The sequence below is a fragment of the Microcoleus sp. N9_B4 genome (assembly GCF_036701635.1).
Taxonomy (GTDB): domain Bacteria; phylum Cyanobacteriota; class Cyanobacteriia; order Cyanobacteriales; family Microcoleaceae; genus Microcoleus.
On sequence record NZ_JAUBRC010000012.1, the window covers coordinates 26,363 to 43,126 of the forward strand.

A 16,764-nucleotide genomic window follows, 5' to 3' on the forward strand; every position below is an offset into this window, starting at 1 on the left:
ATTGTGTGCTGTTAATTGTTCGCATTTATTGTTCGCATTTAACGATAGATTGCCATTAGCTGCTAGCCGTTAACCGTTAACCGTCAGCCATTAACCATGACATTTTTTCACAAAGACGAACAATTAGAAACCCTCGGCAGTAGCATTATAGACTCCGCATTGTCAGAATTTACAGGATTAAGTGGCGATCGTATAGCCATTACCTGGATAGTCTACGATCCGCCGGTGCGAGTCAACACAGGCGGCGCCCTGAGCCCAGAAGAATTTTGGAAATATCAACCGCGAGGTTTTAGCGCCAGAAGTTCCGAACGAATTTATCCCGCCAGCATCGTCAAATTATTCTACCTCGTTGCCATCTGGGAATGGGCGCAAAAAGGCATGATTCAAACATCGCCAGAATTAGAACGCGCCGTCCGAGATATGATAGTTGATTCCAGCAACGATGCCACCAGTTTAGTAGTAGACGCCCTCACCGGCACCACCAGCGGCCCAGAATTATCACCCGCCCCCTTTGAAAGTTGGAAACAGCAGCGAAACATCGTCAACCGTTACTTTCAATCATTGGATTGGCCGGAATTACAAAATATTAACGTCAATCAAAAAACCTGGTGTGACGGCCCCTACGGTCGCGAGCGAGCAGTTTTGGGAGAATTAATGGAAAATAGAAATATGCTGACTACAAATGCAGCGGCGCGTTTGCTGCACAGTATAATCGGCGGCGTAGCTGTTTCGGCGCAAGCATCGCAAGAAATGATGGGTTTAATGAAACGCAGTTTAGACCCAGCAGAATTAGAGGCAGATCCCGAAAATCAAGTTACAGGTTTTTTAGGTGGCGGATTGCCAGAATCAGCAAAATTATGGTCAAAAGCGGGACTGACAAGTCAAGTGCGTCACGATGCTGCTTATATTGAAATAGCGGGTTTGCGGCCGTATTTGTTAGTTGTATTTACCGAGGGGAAAGAGAATAGCAAGAATGAAGAGATTTTGCCATTTATATCGCGGCAATTTGTCGAAGCGATGAAGACATTGAATTAGATTTAGTAGTTGATTATTGCGGCTAGACTAGAATTGAACTGCAAAAATAATTGGGACGGGCTAGAAGCCCATCCCACAAAATTCTCTTGTGGGATGGGCTTCTAGCCCGTCCAAAAATTTGATTAAAAGGAACTTTTTCCTAGAAGCTCTAAAACGGAGAGGGAGGGATTTGAACCCTCGAAGGATGTTAACACCCTTAACAGATTAGCAATCTGCCGCTTTCGACCACTCAGCCACCTCTCCAAGATGACAGTAACTAACTATAGCACACACATCTTATTCTTGCCAACCCCTAATTCAAAAATTCCTCAATCCCTTACTCTGTATACTTTTCGCGACCTCAACCTCCAGCCTCTTCCCCAAAGCCCCTAGCCTTCAAGTGCTTTTCCCAACTAAAATTAGAACTCAAAAAGAACCTCTTAGTATACAAATAGCCCAAGCGGTACAGGTGAGCCTTGCGATCGCCATCGAGATTAAAGTCCGTCGTCGTCACCCCAGCTTCAGTCACATCAATATTAATCACCCTGCCCTTATCCATTTCCCGCTGGTGATAGCGGTCTCTTGCTTTCATCATCGTTCGGAACATCGCCGCCAGCATCGACAGCGGAGTATCAATCTTAACTTTACTCTCAATTCCAGTATCGACTAATCGAAACCCAAAGGTAAACCAGCGCGGCATAGCAGGAGTTGAACCGACGGATTGCTTGTCATAAATCCACAGGGGGAAATTGCTCAAAATTCCGCCATCAACAATTAAGTCATCGCCGAGTTTTCCCGGTTCAAAAAATAAGGGAATACTCATCGACAACCGAACGGCTTCAGCAACGCTAAAATCTTCAGCGCTTTTGAGTCGCAACTGCTCATACAAAGTATCGGAATCCGTCGATTCGCGCCGATGTAAGTCGTCGGGCAGCACCAACATTTCACCGCGACTGAGGTTGGATATTACTACTTTTAATTCCCGGTCTTTTACGATTTGTTTGACATCGGCAAAAGTGTGCAAGTTACCTCGACCGAGCATTGCTTCCAGCCACTGCCGGAATGGCTGCGCCGAATATTCTCCCATCTGACGGCTAATTGTTAGGAAAAGCAGCGTCCAAGCAGGAGATTGCAAGTCGTCGGCGGGGTCGCCGTTTAAAATTAGAGGACTGTTTTTTTGAGTTAAAAATATGCTGTAATCGAGCTGTCCTAAAATTTCCTCTAAATCATCAATTGACAAGTCGGTTGCTAATACTGCTGCCGTAATTGCACCGGCCGAAGTGCCGGCCAATTTTCGCCAGTTAATGCCCAAATCGCTACAGCACCTGAGCGCTCCTAAAAACGCAACTCCGCGCACGCCACCGCCTTCAAAAACCCCATCGGCATAGATTTGACCGTTTTCGTCGGGAGGCGGAAATTTGCTGAGAATTGTTTGTTTTTCGGTGGCGGTGATTCTGACACCTGATTCTTGCAAAATTTGCTGCGGATACCACTTGCTCATGGGAAATACCTCGGATCAATTTTGGGTTTTAGATTTTAGATAGATATCTATTGTTCTTGATTTTTGTCGCCATCCATTGCCTCTTTGACGTATTGTTGAACTTGCGATCGCACTTGTTCGTAGGCCACCGACGCGCACCAAGGTCGGAGAGATAAAATAGTTGTATCGGGAGTAATCTCGGCTACCAAACAAGTTGGGGGCGGATTCTCCAACACCAGCGGGTGAGAGTGGGCAATTTCTAATAACTCAGCTACAGTTGGACGAATTGGCCGATCGCCAATATCAATCTTCAAGTCTACTCGCCTCGTTCCCATTGCCGTTGTATTTTTCAGTGTACCGTTAAACAACTGATTGTTCGGGACAATAATTTTTATGCGATCGTCTGTCACCACCGTTGTTGAAAAAATCCCGATGCTGTCCACCACTCCCTTAACATCGCCAGCTTCAATCCCATCACCGACTTCAAAGGGCCGCAAACTAATCAACATTACCCCAGCAGCAAAGTGGGACAAAGTATTTTGCCACGCCAAACCGATCGCCAAACCCGCCGCACCCACCACCGCAACCACGCTGGTAGTTTGAATTCCTAACTGACTCAAAGCGGCGACTACTCCCACTACCAAAATCGTAATTTCAGCAGCTTGAACTAAGAATTTCCGCAGCGTGGCTTCGGTGCGACTCAGTGCTCGGCGAGTCACGCGCCCCGCAAAGTTGATCGCAAATCGCGTAATTAACAAAATGCCGATCGCCCACAGCAGTTGAGGTACAATTTTAAACCCCAATTCCACGAATCTTTTCGAGAATTCTTGGGCTACTTCCAAGGCTTGTGTTCGTTCTGCATTTAGCTGAGAATAGAAGGTTTGGGCTATTGGTAAAAACGTCTGAGTAACTGTCATATTAATTGGGAATTGGGAATTGGAAATTGAGAATTGGGCATTGGGCATTGGGCATTGGTAAACGCAGTCTCAGTCTTCTGCATAAGTCGGAGAGTCCGACAGGGGTTAAAAACCCCTGTCTCATAGCTAAAGTCCTCTCAAAGAGGACTAAAATTAATAATTTACTCGCTCAAAATCTTGAGTCGGTTTAAACCGACTTTAGCTATGAGGCAGGGGTTTAAACCCCTGCCGGACTATTGTTAATAGTGTACTGCTACGCGGGGCAATCGGTGTTTAAAACCGCAGAGAATTTCCCACGAAATAGTTCCTAAAGTCGCGGCCCAATCGTCTGCACTAATTTGATTTTCCCCATCTTTGCCCAAAATAGTCACCACTTCGCCGACTTCTAAATCGGGAATATCAGTTACATCCAGCATTAACTGATCCATCGTTACCGCGCCAACTTGCCGCACGAACTGACCCCTGACTAAAACCTGCATTTTATTAGAAAGATTGCGCGGAATACCATCTGCATAGCCGATACCAATTACGGCAATCTGTGTCGGGCGCCCAGCTATAAATTGATAGCCGTAACTGACGCCTGTTCCTGCTTCAATTGTTTTCACCTGCGTTACCCTAGCTTTTACCTGCATTGCGGGCTTCAAATTGGCGATCGACTGCAAGTGAGGTGCTGGATATAGACCGTAGGTAGCTAAACCGACTCGCACTAAATCGTAGTGCAAATCGCGATCGGCGAGGGCGGCAGCAGAGTTTGCCAAGTGGAGGCGAGGGGGGTTAATTCCTGCTATTTTAATTTGCTCGATCGCCTGTTGAAACCGCTGGTGTTGCTCTCTCATAACTGCGGGGTCGGGACTATCTGCTGTCGCCAAGTGAGAGTAAATACTGGCTAATTTTAAATTGGGCAACCGCTTGACTAATTGCACAAATTCTGTAGCTTCCTGCCAGGGCGTACCCAAGCGAGACATTCCCGTATCTAACTTAGCGTGAACTGGCAAAGATTGGTTAATACCAGCGAGAACTTCCGAAAAAATTAAGGCTTGTTTGGCAGTACAAATAGTGGGCTGCAAGTGCCAATGGGCGATCGCCTTTACCTGTTGGGCTGTATGGGTTGCCCCCAACAACAAAATCGGCGCTTCTATCCCAGCTTCTCGCAATTCTATTCCTTCGGGAATTGTCGCCACTCCCAGCCAACTAGCACCTGCTTGCAATGCTGTTTGACTGACTGCAACAGCACCATGCCCGTAAGCATCCGCTTTCACAACTGCCATCAGTTCTGTGTGCGGAGATAAGAGATTTTTAAGCTGTTTTACATTGTGAGTTAAAGCTGCTAAATCGATTTCTACCCAAGCCCGCTGGCATAGTCCCCCGTCACCGTCCCACAGCAACGTCTGGCGGGATTCTTTTGTCGTTGATTCTGCGGTTGTTTTTTCCCCACTCCACATTGTCGATCGCTCCTACTTGCTTGCACCATTAAAAACTGCTTGGAGATTTTACGCTAAGTTTGATTATAATAAGATTCTCTCTTTCATCAAAGTTAACTGGTGTATCATAGCACCAAAAATACCCGGTAAAAACTATGGACGGACTGGCATACCTACATTTAGCTGAAACTTGGGAAACGGCGGCGGGTCAAACTCGATCGACCAACTTGAAAACGCACCTAAAGTTAGCCTCTGCTCCTTTACTTTTCTTTACGATCGCTTTCACAATTTTCAATTTAGTCAATCCCGCACTCGCCATCAAAAAAGGTGATTCAGGCCCGGAAGTAGCCCAACTTCAGAAAACTCTACAAAACGCAGGCTATTTTCGCCGCCAGCCCACAGGATTTTACGGTTCTATCACCCAGGCTGCTGTGAAAAAGTTTCAAGCAGAGAACAACCTGAAAGTTGACGGAATTGTTGGCCCTAAAACCTTGTCAGCGCTGAAAGGTAAGCCAGAAGACGCGAGTATTGAAGCTGCGGAAAAAATCGCGCCAAATGTCGATCGATCTTCGCCATCTCCTACCCCCACAGATAACACAAACGAAATCGAAGATCAAACTAAAACTCAGCCCCAAGAACCTCTATTTCAAGAACCCTCTTTGCCACCATTTAAAACTGAAAATTCCGAGGATCTAGGAAGTGAATTATCACCCACAAGGCGAGTAAATCCTCCCGACAACACTCAAGGAAAAATGACCTTGAAAAAAACCATTTACGGCAACATCTCGCCCAAATCAATAGTTTATTCGGGAGCTGGTTTGTTTTTTGCTCAAAACATGATGTACCGCCACACAATCACAGTTTACGACAGGAACTTTAATTTAGTCAAGACTATTCCCGATACAGTCAACTTGTCGAAGTTCGGCTTTTCTAAATTCCAAGGCAATTATCAAGGCTCTCCCGTAGAAGCGGCTTTTTCAACCGATGGCAAATATGCCTACGTCTCCAACTACAAAATGTACGGTTCGGGGTTTAACAATCCAGGAACCGACAGGTGCTCTCCAGCGGCCAAACACGACCAAAGTTTTCTGTACCGCATCAATACCAAAACTTTGAAAATAGAAAAGGTAATTCCTGTAGGTGCAGTGCCGAAATTCAATGCTGTTTCGCCTGACAATCGCTTCGCGCTTGCTAGCAATTGGTGCAGTTGGGATTTGAGCGTAGTTGATATCAATAAAAATATCGAAATCGAGCGCGTGAAACTGGGCGCATATCCTCGGGGTATTGTTGTTACTCCCGACTCAAAAAATGCCTATGTTGCCATCATGGGTTCTTCCAATATTGCGAAAGTCAATCTCATAGACTTTTCGGTAGAATGGCTGAGAAATATTGGCAATGCGCCGCGTCATTTGACGATAGATCCCAATGGAAAGTATCTGTATGCCACTTTAAACGGTGAAGGAAATGTGGCCAAAATTGACCTAAAAACGAGTAAAGTGGTGGACAAAGTTTCGACAGGGAAAGCACCTCGCAGCATGACAATTTCCGATCAGGGAAAATTGCTTTATGTGGTCAACTATTTCTCGAATACGGTTAGCAAAGTTAGGACGAGCGACATGAAAGTGTTGCAAACAGTAAAAGTTAATTCAAGTCCGATCGGGATTACTTACGATCCGGAAACTAATCAGGTTTGGGTAGCTTGCTATTCGGGCAGTATTATGGTGTTTCAAGATTAATTTAGCTGCTTCGTAGTGAGAAGGCTTCAGTCCTGACTACACACAAGAGTGATTAAATGTTATTGTGGGGCGTTGCTCAGAGCAACCCCCCTAAAATATTACTTGGGCAACTTTAAAGGCTTCACAACATACTCTGAAGACTTAGCAGGTACTTGACCTTTTTTGGCCATAGCTTGGTAAATCATGGCTGCTACTTCAGCGCGAGTTGCTGTTCTATTAGGCTGCAAAAGTGTGCGCTTCGGGTGGTTGACAACAATGCCAGCTTCTGTGGCTGATGCTACTTTGTTAACTGCCCATTTTGGCACTTTTGCCCTGTCTGTATAAACTTGTAAAGTTTTGGTTGCTTTTGTTGATGGTTTCAGGCTCAAACCGCTGGCTAAAGCGGCGATGACTTCGACACGCGGAATCTGTTTTTCGGGACGGAACTCATTGTTTGGGTATCCTTTAAGATATCCAGTTGTGACGGTGTGGTCGATCGCAATAGCGGCAGAGTTCTTGTCTTTTACGTCTTTAAAATCAATCGGTTTTCGGATCGGCTTTTTGTCGTCGGACATTCGCTGAATCAAGCGCGCTAGTTCGGCTCGCGTCATCGGTTCGTCGGGACGAAATTTGCTGTCGGTGGAATCAGCAAAAATTTTCCGATCGACTAAAGCGACAATGAACGGACGCGCCCAATATTTGTCTGGAACATCGGATAATATAACAGGCCCAACTTTGGGTTTATCGGCTTTGGGTTTATCGGCTTTCGGTTGGGTAATTGCTGGATTGGGAGTCGATCGCGCAATTGGCTGGGGAGGAACAACGATTACACCCACCGGAGGATTTTCCGGTAAAATCGGCCCTAAAGGTGCCACAGGTGCGACATCCGGTTTTGACGGAACGGGGGTTGTAGCGGGCGATCGCAAATCCGAACTTGGCGATTCTGGCGTTAATATTCCCGGAGTCGCGGGCGTAACAGCAGGCTGAGAGAAAACGGCTGGAAATTGCCAATTTCTGGCATTCAATCGATCGGGATTTTTACCTGTTACCCAAAATAAAATTGCTCCCATCGTGCCGAAGGCAACCAAGATAGCAATCAATTCATCCAATCCTAGAGGATTTCTTTCCCCTGACGGGGGTTGTGAAGAAGACATATTGTCACCTACAGACCAATGTAGAAATTAAATCACATATTTTTTGGGTCTGGGGGTGACTGAAATAAATAAATCAACTATTCCAAAGTTCTCACTGTCAATACTTGCGGCGGCGTGGAATCGGGAGGATAAATAAAATCAACTTTTATCGATCGCGTTTCTCCCACAGCCAACCTCAACTTTACCATCGGTTCCACAACTTGACCGACACGCTGCCATAAATGCAAGTAGCGAGTTACATCGTAACCTCCATCATCTTGGTAGCGCAGCCGCACAGTACCTCGAAAATAAGGAAAATCTAGGGGAGGTTGGCGAAACCGCAAGCCATTTTTTGAGAGTTTATCTTCTTTTAAAGGCGTTTCCAAACTCACCGCTATTGTTTGCGGTTTCTGTGCCGTGTTATGCAGCGGCAAAATCAGATTGTAGTGTACGCCGTAATTGCCGTGGGCTTCGTAAGCGGTGTCGGGATAGCGCGCCAGCATTTTTCCGGATTGCACTTGTTGGGTTCCTAAAGTGCCCCCGCGCAAGGTAGAGATCGCATAGGATATCGCTTTTCCAGTCTGGGGAATTGCCAGATTTTTAGCATCGCGATCGACTAATTCCGCTTCCCATCCAGAACCTTGCTGCACCCCTGCCACGCGGCCGTAAATCAGGCTTCCCGAAGTCGCGTCGGGGGGAGTCGGGGTTTTGTCGCGGGGGCCTGCCAAACCGCCATTATTCAGCAATTGCTGCCATTCTTCCAGAGTTGGCGCGCGCTCGCCCCCATCAGCATTTTGAGGTGCATACATTGCCAAAGTAGCGGCTTGACACTCCCCGACCTAAAGGTGCAGGGATTCTTAATTCAGCGACTAACCTTTAAGTGTTGCGTCCTTTCGGCAATACTCCGACTTTTCAACCGTAGAATCCTACCAATTAACGAGCCTGATTCGCAGCCACCCCAGCGGGTCTGTCTCCAAAAGCGTACTAGAATACTTATCTAGAGTTTGGGTATGCCCTACCCTACTTAACAATCCTAAAAATAGTTTGTTTTGACTGGTTTAAGGCTTACTGAATTCAGCCTCTAGCTGTTTAAAGAGTTTTCGCTGCTCTGCGTCCCCCGGTTTATGCCTAAAAGTGTGTCTCATGTCCTGTTTCACGATGGCAAAGGAATTTGACCTTGACTTTTATACTATAGCGGTTCTCAAGAAAGTGAGGTATGCCCTATGCCCACGGAGGCCTATGCCCTCCCTATGCACGTCGGGTACCTCATGTTACTGAGAAAGGCTCTATACCCCAGATATCGGAACTTACGGGACTTTTTGAAAAAAGTTTTAAGAAATTAAAGCTGTCCTAGAAGGACAGGGTTTTCAACCCAAATTTTTGATAAACCTTGCCGCTACTTTTGAGCCGCACAAAGGTAGAACGGCCATTTATCGGCTTTTCCAGACCCCGCACGGGAATAGGGCGATTCATCAACAATGCGGTTTCTCCCGGTGCAATGAGCAGTTTTTCGGGAAAATCCGGCTGCCGCATTCCCCGCAAAACGTTATCGACAGCGCGAATTCCAGGGCCGGAATATACTTCGCCGTTGGGACTCTCACTTAGCGCTGGTTTTTGTTTAAACGGCGCGTCTGGTTCCATCAGGTAACTGGCTGCTTGTAACACTTCCACCGTCACGGGTTCGGAGCTGGGATTGTAGAGCAAAGCGCCGATATACAAAGTTCTCAAATTCAGCGGAGTGTGAGAAAAGTGGTGAGCAAACAGGTTGAATTGCCCTTGAAAGGCAAAGTTCAGGTGAGCTGCGGGGACTTTTTTGCCGTCTGGGGGAAAGGTTGAGAGCAAAATGCCTTCTTTTTTGACCCATTCGGGACTGTTGCTGTTGAAGAGGGGGATGTTGTCGAGTTTTCCGGGGAGCGATCGCACTTCGGCATCTAGTACAATTTCCTCTGGTGCTGGTTTTGCGGGGATAGATTGTACGGGTTTTTTAACTAAAAATAATCCGGTGGCGGCACAAAGGGCGATCGTAGAAATACCAGCAATTCGAGAAAATAGATTTTGTTTCTGAATCATCAAAGTTAACTGTCAACCCAATCTCTGCACATCTTCCACCGACAGCGACAGCGCAATCGCCACTTGCTCTACAGTTAAACCCATTGCTAGCAGTTGGGGAATCGCATCCCGTTGGGTTTGTTCTGCGCGATCGGCCCTTTGGCGTTCCTGTTCGGTATGGAGGCGTTCGAGTCTAGCTTGTTCGCTACCAGTTAACAACAAATTACCCTCATTATCCCACCAACGCAACCATCGCTGATGCTGATTTTGATAGCTACCTTCCCACACACCTAACTCTACTCCCATCAGGTCGATCGGATAATGTCCGCGATCGTTCGGTTGCAAACGGCGATAACGAGTATTCACCCAGTTATAGACTTCCAATTCGCTGGTTTTAATGATGTATATCGCATAGTAAGGAATGTGAATAATCTGCTCGTATACCCAAAACTTTCCGGGTTTCTGGTTGACACCTTCTGGTAAGCGAGATAAGGGAGTATTGTTTCGTTCTTCAGAGCCATTACCACTAGCAAATTCGATCGCAATCAATGGCACAATATACTCGCGCCAAATCACGTAAGAGCGGCGAATTTCCCCATCTATTAGGGGCGGAACGTTGGGAACGTAGAACCAGTCAGGTGCTTCGGCTCCCTTTTCTGGAGGGTCGGTTTCGCGCCAGTAAATACCACAATCTTGCCCGATCGCATATTGTCCGTCGGGGTGGAGGGTTTGCAGCGTAGTTTCCAGGGAGTCGGTGAGTAGGATACTCTGGGGATGTTCTTGGAAGTTTTTCACAAACGTGCCGTCGGAGTCTGGGAGTTGCGTGTGATCTGGAAAAGCGGGGGGTAATGTTGTGGGGTTGAGGCTTTGGGTCATGTCAGCTATCCGATGGTAAAAGGACAGATGCTTTATTAATTAGAGCATAGCGATCGCTGATTGAGAGGCTTTATACTGTTGGTCGCTCACTGTTTGATCACCGCACCGCGATCGCGAAGCACATCAACCCCGGCTCAATGACCTTCTATTTGTCTAAAGTCTGTTACATTACGATCGTAATTAAGCATTTGGCGACGAGCTATGCGGTCAATTGAACAACTGACAGAAGAGCTTTTATCTTTGCCTAGAGAATCAAGAGCACTTTTGGCAGAAAAACTCGCAGAAAGTTTAGAATTAGATATCGACCCAATAATTCAGGCAGCTTGGACAACTGAGGCTCATAGACGACGTAACGAGATCCGAAGTGGTGCTGTGCAAGCAATTCCGGGGGATGAAGCGTTAGCTCAAGTGAGGCTGTTGCTCGATCCATGAGATATGTATTTCATCCTGAAGCACTTGCTGAATATTCTGAAGCTGTCCAATACTATGCAGAACAACGTTCTGAAGTAGCACAGATGTTCATTAATGCTATTGAGGATGCTGTGTATCGAATTAGGGAATCTCCGACTCGCTGGGCTATAGTTGATGAAGATGTTCGCCGATGTTTGACGCGGAAATTTCCCTATAGCATCCTTTACACGATCGAGCAAGACTACATTTTGATCCTCGCAGTAACGCATTGCAGTCGAGAGCCTGGGTATTGGAAAAGCCGCAAATAATTGAAACATTCAGCAATCCAACATTTAAAATGTCTGAGATAACTCTGCTATATGAAATTGCTCATTGCCCCCATGCACGGTTCTGTCGAGAAAATCCTGCTGCTGAACATCCATGTAGCGAAATTGTTAATTATCAAAAGTCGCTCAATTTAGACGATTTTCAAGTACCTGAGCCTTGGAGTGGACATATAGAGAAAGCTCCTATTCTTTTTCTGAGTTCAAATCCATCAATTGGCGCTGGTGAAAACTACCCAAATTGGTCTTGGTCAGACGATGATATGGAAGATTACTTCAGTTATCGTTTTGGAGGGGGACGCAAGGAATGGATCGTCAATGGTACGAAATCCTTACTAATGGACGGGACATATAGCCATGCTGTTAAGTTCTGGGCAGCAGTCCGGCAACGTGCTATGGAGTTATTTGAACGGGATGTGGTTCCAGGAATTGATTATGCACTTACCGAAATAGTGCATTGTAAATCCCATAAGGAAATTGGCGTAGAACGAGCGCAAAATAAATGTGTTGAAGCCTATTTGTTGAGAACTTTAGAACTGGCAGGGGCAAAAGTAATTGTGGTGCTGGGAGTAGGTGCAAGGAAAGCCATTCAAAGTCAATTCAATATCCCTGAAAAAATCTCAGTGTCTGAGGCAATAAAGATAGGGAGCCATGAAAGATTTTTTGCTTTCCTTCCACATCCAAATGCCCACAGCTATCGTTCTTTTTCCAAGTGCTTTGAGGATGATGATATTGAAAAGTTACGTGCATCTTTGCATCCGTGAAAAAATGGTCAGTGATGCACATGGTCAAAATTACTTCAACGAGCGATCGCCCGATTGAAAACCTTACCTTCTAGTGAGCAAGATGCGATCGCGTTATGATAGAAGTATCGGCTGATTGTGGCAATTCGCTATGACCTTGGTATTATTTTCATCCGATTTATTGGCACTCATGCTGAGTATGACAAAGTAGATGCAAAAATAGTCTAAACAGAGGTGAATGTATGGAATTGCGCTCAATTAGAAATGAAACTGACTATCAGGAAGCCCTTCGAGAGATCGAGTTACTGTTTAATGCAGTTGTAGTTGTAGGGTGTGTCGCTGCGGGAAACTTCCCACTAAGGCGCAGATATTCGAGGGCGACGCACCCTACATTCTTACCGTCTTCTCCCCCCGAAAGATCGACTCCGACTCGGTTGACGAGAATTTCTGCCGCTACCAAAACTCGGCTGCCGCTTGTTTTGATTTTGACGTGGCTGTGGCGATCGCCTCAAAGTGCTGCCACCGTAACCCGAACCGGTAGATCGATTGCCATTTGGCCGTGCTGAGGGTCTTACTGGCTGGTTATATGTGGGCGATCGCAAGCGGCCGGTCGTCCTTAAAACTTGACGGTTTCTCACCTCTGGAGGCGGAGTTCGGTAGCGAGTTTGATATTGGTTAACAGCTTGGCCGTAAGTATTGCCATAGCCGCCATATCCTGTCATTATTCCCGGCTGATAGACTGGCGGCATATAATATTGCGGTCTAAATAACAAACTGCCGATCGCCTGACCGGCAACAGCTCCAGCAAACGGTGCCCAGAAGCCAGATTGCTGCCGCACTACTACGGTTTGTGGCTGACCGGTTTGAGGATTAGGAACAGTTTCGGTAACGTTGTGAACGTACTCAATTTTAAAATCTTCTGTCAAATGCAAAACCGCTTGATTGTTATCCAAATTTAGATAACTTTTCTTGCCTGCCGATATTTCTTCATTTGTTAAGCGAGCCATTTGCAAATCCCTAGTGCGGTAAACTGGGGGACTGCCGGCGGGAGTATTCAGCAACATCAAACTGTATTCACCATCCGCATCGTCGTAGGTAGCTTGCTGTACAGAATATTGACCTTGAGTCAAGTTATTATTTGGTGCAGGACGCACTGTGTTAATATTTGGATTTCCAGCAGGATTTGTCGAAGTTTGTCTGCTAGGAGAACCGCAGGCGGTTGCCGTCCATAAAAAAGTTAAAGCCATTAAATAAATTGTCAGTCTTCGCAGCATCATAAATAGTAATTGGGAATTGGGCATCGGGCATCGGGCATTGGGCATCGGGCGTCGCGCATTGGTAGCAAATAACTAATAACTAATAACTAATAACTAATAACTAATAACTCCTTCCTTAAAGGGGAATAAGTTCGGGGAAATTTACCAACACTTGGTCGTTGGTAAGTTCGTCTCCCAACTGTGCGGGAGAAAAGTGAACTTGCACAGCTCGGAGCCTTTCTTGGTAATGTAAATTAATCAGGGCTTTTAAACCGACTTTCAGCGCGCTGATGTCAGCAAGGTCAGTTTCTAGGGCTGGAACTTCGCCTTCATACGCAACTGTCAGCATCACCACCACATTTCTAGTTACAGGCAAAGACAAGGGGGAATTTTTATCGTAAACAGATGTACTGTATTGAGGCTCGCTGAGATAGCGATCGGCTGAATCAGTGAAAAGTTCATCCACATAATCGCCGGCTTCGCCTTCATTCCAAAAAACATCGCCTTCATTGGCGGCTGATTGCCAGTAGTTGTCGTACTGCAATAGGTGATTGCAAATTTCTACAAGACCTTCTCCTAAAACTGCTAGGTCGCCATCGGCATCAATTGCTTCTCTGGCCGTGCGGTTGAGAACTCCTAACAGCGGTGCAACTTCTTCGCCTGTTAGGTGAACGAACACCCGGCAAACTGCCAATCTAGTTTTACCTGTAAATTGATTGAATCGATCGCGCCAAGCATTCATAACCTATAGTTGTAATCTGTAGGGCCATATTTCCAACGATAGCAGGCGATTTGCACTCTTGCCGTCTAACCTCAGATTGATATCGAGGGCATTTTGAGCGATCGCCTCCGCAGCGTACTGTCTCGCTTTGACTCATCTAATTTTATAGCAGTTTTCAATCAGATCAAATACAGTAGGAAAACGGTACTGCCCTGTCCTGACAGAGAGCGGGGACTTTTAATAATTCGTATGAGATTGAGGATTGTAGCAAGAGTTTTTTAACTCACATCTTGCATCATTCTCGCTTAACAGGCAAGATGCCTGTTCCACAACAAGTGCAATTTTTTGTGGGGAGTAGGGGTTGGGCATCCTGCCCGCCCATAAAAAGCTTATTGAAAATGGTACAAGATGTCAGTTAAATTACTATTAATTCAACGCTCGTTTGCTTAGCCGGAATATGATAAGCTGTCGCGCATTTAAATTGTATATTCAGGGCGGGCGGGACGCCCAACCCCTACTCCCCACAAGACTTTAATTTTTTTTGACATACAATTTCAATGCCGCAACAGCTTATTGTGTGCTATCGATTCATCTGTCTATTGTTTGCAGTGCTTCGCGATCGCCAGGACAAGAAATTGTACGGTAGATAATTTCCACTCAAAAAACCTCCAATCTTGCAAGATTGGAGGTGCGCTAAGCGAATACGTTGGTTTGAGATAACTATTTGACGATCGCGCTTTGGACTTGTTCGATCGCAATTTCAGAACTCAACTCGGCAACTGGCGAAACTGGCAAATCCAGCTCGCCGCCCGGAGCTTCTGGGTGTTCGCGAACGGTCAAAACCGCATCTGCTGACTCAGCTACACCTAGATCTGCGATCGGATCGATCGACTCTTCAAAAACTTCAAAATTATCGGTCATCGCAGCGCAAGCAGCAGAGGCGCGCTTGCCGGCGCGGTAGCTCATGTAGGCCGCTCCGCCACCCAAAACTCCAGCCAAACCTAGGAAACCGAGAGCTGCTGTTTTGTAGGATTTCCACGGATTCATGCGCTCCGAGCCGCCGGAACCTAGGATCGTTGTCGCAGAACCAGATTTAGCCGCGCCAGATTTGCTGTAGGAACAGGGGAAAGCAGATGCAGCGTCACCTATGGCGATGCTGCTTGCGATCGCGACGACGGAAGCAATGCCAGCTAACACTTGAAACTTCTTCATGATGTTCTGGAGATTGTAAAGGATAATTAAAAAATTAATGGTAACAGCTCTTTACAAATCTATCAACTCTGCGCGCCGCCCATATCGCGGATCGATCGCACAAGTCAGCTATAGCCTCACACAATTCAAATTTAAAATAGCCCGCTTAAATATCTGAAATGCTTACAGAGTAAGCATTTGGGCTGAAAGATCTGTAGAACTTCAAGTTTTGTGAACCAATACTGCGATCGCGCCCAAATTAGAAAATCTGAGGGGAGACAGTAGAAAATTTAGTTACAGAGCGGCAAACACTTGGTGACAAACTACTTTTAAGGCTACTTTTGTAAAGGCTTAGTTATTGGAATAACTCTTATTTTTATGACAGACAACGCGACTCAAGGCATTGAGCGAGCCCCTCGCCGATTGTTGGTGACGGGCGGGGCTGGATTTATCGGCTCGAATTTTGTGCATCACTGGTGCAAAAGCTATCCGGGCGATCGAGTAGTCGTACTCGACGCTTTAACCTACGCCGGAAACCGACAAACCCTGGCAACTTTGGAAGGAGGCGAAAATTTTCGGTTTGTGCAGGGGGATATTTGCGATCGTACCTTAGTCGATACCTTGCTCAAAGAAGAAAACATCACCACAGTCGCGCACTTTGCCGCAGAATCCCACGTTGACAGGTCAATTATCGGGCCTGCCGCCTTTGTTCAAACAAACGTTGTCGGAACCTTCACACTTTTAGAAGCCTTCCGCAAGCATTTTGAAGCAATTGATGAGGCATCTCTCAAAGCACAAATGCGCTTCCTCCACGTTTCTACCGACGAAGTTTACGGCAGTCTCGGCCCCGATGACCCAGCCTTCACAGAAACAACCGCCTACTCGCCCAACAGTCCCTACTCAGCCTCCAAAGCTGGCAGCGACCACCTCGCCCGCGCCTATTTCCACACCTACGGCGTCCCGACAATTATCACCAACTGTTCCAACAATTACGGCCCCTATCACTTCCCAGAAAAGCTCATTCCATTAATGTGCATCAATATGTTATTGGGCAAACCGCTGCCAGTTTACGGCGACGGTCAAAACGTGCGAGATTGGCTCTACGTTCTCGACCACTGCCGCGCTTTAGATGCCGTTATTCACCGCGGTCAGCCTGGGGAAACCTACAATGTTGGCGGCAACAACGAGGTAAAAAATCTCGATTTAGTAAAAATGCTGTGTCAGCTAATGGACGAATTAGCTTCTGATTTACCAGCCCGTCCTTGCGAACAATTGATCGCATTTGTCAAAGACAGAGCCGGGCACGATCGGCGTTATGCTATTGATGCCACCAAAATTAAAACAGAATTAGGTTGGACTCCCTCAGTAACCGTTGAAGAAGGTTTGCGACAGACTGTAGAATGGTACTTAGCCCATCGGGATTGGTGGGAACCCCTGCTTTCGGAGGAATATCAAACTTACTACCGGAAAGTCTACTCTAACTAATCTACTCCTGGACGCACGGGCTACCAAAA

The 16,764-nt window shown here is 46.4% G+C and carries 16 protein-coding genes, 1 tRNA gene and 1 pseudogene; 7 read left to right on the plus strand and 11 right to left on the minus strand.

Annotation, left to right across the window (positions count from 1 at the left end; all coding sequences use genetic code 11):
- The first annotated feature begins 96 nt into the window (after window positions 1-96).
- The gene (locus QUA43_RS10330) at window positions 97-1,035 is read left to right on the plus strand and encodes a serine hydrolase (RefSeq protein WP_333373558.1); all 939 of its coding nucleotides are present in this window, start codon (window positions 97-99) and stop codon (window positions 1,033-1,035) included.
- Between the two features lie 154 nt (window positions 1,036-1,189).
- On the opposite strand, the gene QUA43_RS10335 is transcribed toward QUA43_RS10330, so the two are convergent.
- From QUA43_RS10335 to alr, 4 genes are all read right to left on the minus strand, one after another.
- Window positions 1,190-1,278, minus strand: a tRNA-Ser gene (locus QUA43_RS10335).
- A gap of 97 nt (window positions 1,279-1,375) precedes the next feature.
- Window positions 1,376-2,515 (minus strand): patatin-like phospholipase family protein, encoded by a 1,140-nt coding sequence (locus tag QUA43_RS10340; RefSeq protein ID WP_333373560.1) that lies wholly within the window; start codon window positions 2,513-2,515, stop codon window positions 1,376-1,378.
- Between the two features lie 47 nt (window positions 2,516-2,562).
- Window positions 2,563-3,411 (minus strand): mechanosensitive ion channel family protein, encoded by an 849-nt coding sequence (locus QUA43_RS10345; protein ID WP_333373562.1) that lies wholly within the window; start codon window positions 3,409-3,411, stop codon window positions 2,563-2,565.
- 239 nt (window positions 3,412-3,650) lie between these two features.
- Entirely contained in the window at window positions 3,651-4,853 is a 1,203-nt protein-coding gene (alr, locus tag QUA43_RS10350; RefSeq protein WP_333373565.1) for an alanine racemase, read from the minus strand.
- 134 nt (window positions 4,854-4,987) lie between these two features.
- Here alr and QUA43_RS10355 point away from each other — a divergent pair, with 134 nt between their 5' ends.
- Window positions 4,988-6,568 (plus strand): peptidoglycan-binding protein, encoded by a 1,581-nt coding sequence (locus QUA43_RS10355; protein ID WP_333373568.1) that lies wholly within the window; start codon window positions 4,988-4,990, stop codon window positions 6,566-6,568.
- A 98-nt stretch (window positions 6,569-6,666) separates the two neighbouring features.
- On the opposite strand, the gene QUA43_RS10360 is transcribed toward QUA43_RS10355, so the two are convergent.
- The 4 genes and pseudogenes from QUA43_RS10360 to QUA43_RS10375 all read right to left on the minus strand — a co-directional run bounded on the left by QUA43_RS10360 (window position 6,667) and on the right by QUA43_RS10375 (window position 10,605).
- Window positions 6,667-7,701, minus strand: a complete 1,035-nt coding sequence (locus QUA43_RS10360) for an S-layer homology domain-containing protein (protein ID WP_333373570.1) — start codon at window positions 7,699-7,701, stop codon at window positions 6,667-6,669.
- A gap of 77 nt (window positions 7,702-7,778) precedes the next feature.
- Window positions 7,779-8,504, minus strand: a pseudogene (locus tag QUA43_RS10365) (DUF3370 family protein); the annotation flags it as partial.
- Between the two features lie 526 nt (window positions 8,505-9,030).
- The gene (locus tag QUA43_RS10370) at window positions 9,031-9,750 is read right to left on the minus strand and encodes a DUF3370 family protein (protein WP_445301960.1); all 720 of its coding nucleotides are present in this window, start codon (window positions 9,748-9,750) and stop codon (window positions 9,031-9,033) included.
- 12 nt (window positions 9,751-9,762) lie between these two features.
- Window positions 9,763-10,605: a Uma2 family endonuclease gene (locus QUA43_RS10375; protein WP_333373572.1), complete on the minus strand. Its 843-nt coding sequence runs from the start codon at window positions 10,603-10,605 to the stop codon at window positions 9,763-9,765.
- A 201-nt stretch (window positions 10,606-10,806) separates the two neighbouring features.
- Between QUA43_RS10375 and QUA43_RS10380 the strand changes: the two genes are divergently transcribed.
- From QUA43_RS10380 to QUA43_RS10395, 4 genes are all read left to right on the plus strand, one after another.
- Window positions 10,807-11,037, plus strand: a complete 231-nt coding sequence (locus QUA43_RS10380; protein WP_332954782.1) for an addiction module protein — start codon at window positions 10,807-10,809, stop codon at window positions 11,035-11,037.
- Window positions 11,034-11,324: a type II toxin-antitoxin system RelE/ParE family toxin gene (locus tag QUA43_RS10385; RefSeq protein WP_333200387.1), complete on the plus strand. Its 291-nt coding sequence runs from the start codon at window positions 11,034-11,036 to the stop codon at window positions 11,322-11,324. The genes QUA43_RS10380 and QUA43_RS10385 overlap by 4 nt, the downstream gene beginning before the upstream one ends.
- Entirely contained in the window at window positions 11,306-12,103 is a 798-nt protein-coding gene (locus QUA43_RS10390; protein ID WP_333373575.1) for a uracil-DNA glycosylase family protein, read from the plus strand. The genes QUA43_RS10385 and QUA43_RS10390 overlap by 19 nt, the downstream gene beginning before the upstream one ends.
- A 114-nt stretch (window positions 12,104-12,217) precedes the next feature.
- Window positions 12,218-12,310, plus strand: a complete 93-nt coding sequence (locus tag QUA43_RS10395; RefSeq protein WP_332954803.1) for a type II toxin-antitoxin system HigB family toxin — start codon at window positions 12,218-12,220, stop codon at window positions 12,308-12,310.
- A gap of 167 nt (window positions 12,311-12,477) precedes the next feature.
- Here QUA43_RS10395 and QUA43_RS10400 read toward each other — a convergent pair whose 3' ends face one another.
- The 3 genes from QUA43_RS10400 to QUA43_RS10410 all read right to left on the minus strand — a co-directional run bounded on the left by QUA43_RS10400 (window position 12,478) and on the right by QUA43_RS10410 (window position 15,271).
- Window positions 12,478-13,359, minus strand: a complete 882-nt coding sequence (locus QUA43_RS10400) for a hypothetical protein (RefSeq protein WP_333373800.1) — start codon at window positions 13,357-13,359, stop codon at window positions 12,478-12,480.
- A 115-nt stretch (window positions 13,360-13,474) separates the two neighbouring features.
- On the minus strand, window positions 13,475-14,080 hold the full coding sequence (locus QUA43_RS10405) for a DUF1517 domain-containing protein (RefSeq protein WP_333373577.1): 606 nt from the start codon (window positions 14,078-14,080) through the stop codon (window positions 13,475-13,477).
- Window positions 14,081-14,779: 699 nt separating this feature from the next.
- A complete protein-coding gene (locus QUA43_RS10410; protein WP_333373580.1) occupies window positions 14,780-15,271 on the minus strand; it encodes a hypothetical protein in 492 nt (163 codons plus the stop codon).
- Between the two features lie 357 nt (window positions 15,272-15,628).
- Between QUA43_RS10410 and rfbB the strand changes: the two genes are divergently transcribed.
- Window positions 15,629-16,735 carry a dTDP-glucose 4,6-dehydratase gene (gene rfbB / locus QUA43_RS10415; protein ID WP_333373582.1) on the plus strand — a complete coding sequence of 369 codons (1,107 nt, stop codon included), beginning with the start codon at window positions 15,629-15,631 and terminating at the stop codon, window positions 16,733-16,735.
- Window positions 16,736-16,764 lie beyond the last annotated feature (29 nt).

Excerpts from the sequence above, each read along its gene's own strand:
- QUA43_RS10330 (WP_333373558.1), top strand. The coding sequence starts at position 97 with ATGACATTTTTTCACAAAGACGAACAATTAGAAACCCTCGGCAGTAGC.
- QUA43_RS10340 (WP_333373560.1), bottom strand. The coding sequence starts at position 2,515 with ATGAGCAAGTGGTATCCGCAGCAAATTTTGCAAGAATCAGGTGTCAGA.
- QUA43_RS10345 (WP_333373562.1), bottom strand. The coding sequence starts at position 3,411 with ATGACAGTTACTCAGACGTTTTTACCAATAGCCCAAACCTTCTATTCT.
- alr (WP_333373565.1), bottom strand. The coding sequence starts at position 4,853 with ATGTGGAGTGGGGAAAAAACAACCGCAGAATCAACGACAAAAGAATCC.
- QUA43_RS10355 (WP_333373568.1), top strand. The coding sequence starts at position 4,988 with ATGGACGGACTGGCATACCTACATTTAGCTGAAACTTGGGAAACGGCG.
- QUA43_RS10360 (WP_333373570.1), bottom strand. The coding sequence starts at position 7,701 with ATGTCTTCTTCACAACCCCCGTCAGGGGAAAGAAATCCTCTAGGATTG.
- QUA43_RS10370 (WP_445301960.1), bottom strand. The coding sequence starts at position 9,750 with ATGATTCAGAAACAAAATCTATTTTCTCGAATTGCTGGTATTTCTACG.
- QUA43_RS10375 (WP_333373572.1), bottom strand. The coding sequence starts at position 10,605 with ATGACCCAAAGCCTCAACCCCACAACATTACCCCCCGCTTTTCCAGAT.
- QUA43_RS10380 (WP_332954782.1), top strand. The coding sequence starts at position 10,807 with ATGCGGTCAATTGAACAACTGACAGAAGAGCTTTTATCTTTGCCTAGA.
- QUA43_RS10385 (WP_333200387.1), top strand. The coding sequence starts at position 11,034 with ATGAGATATGTATTTCATCCTGAAGCACTTGCTGAATATTCTGAAGCT.
- QUA43_RS10400 (WP_333373800.1), bottom strand. The coding sequence starts at position 13,359 with ATGATGCTGCGAAGACTGACAATTTATTTAATGGCTTTAACTTTTTTA.
- QUA43_RS10405 (WP_333373577.1), bottom strand. The coding sequence starts at position 14,080 with ATGAATGCTTGGCGCGATCGATTCAATCAATTTACAGGTAAAACTAGA.
- QUA43_RS10410 (WP_333373580.1), bottom strand. The coding sequence starts at position 15,271 with ATGAAGAAGTTTCAAGTGTTAGCTGGCATTGCTTCCGTCGTCGCGATC.
- rfbB (WP_333373582.1), top strand. The coding sequence starts at position 15,629 with ATGACAGACAACGCGACTCAAGGCATTGAGCGAGCCCCTCGCCGATTG.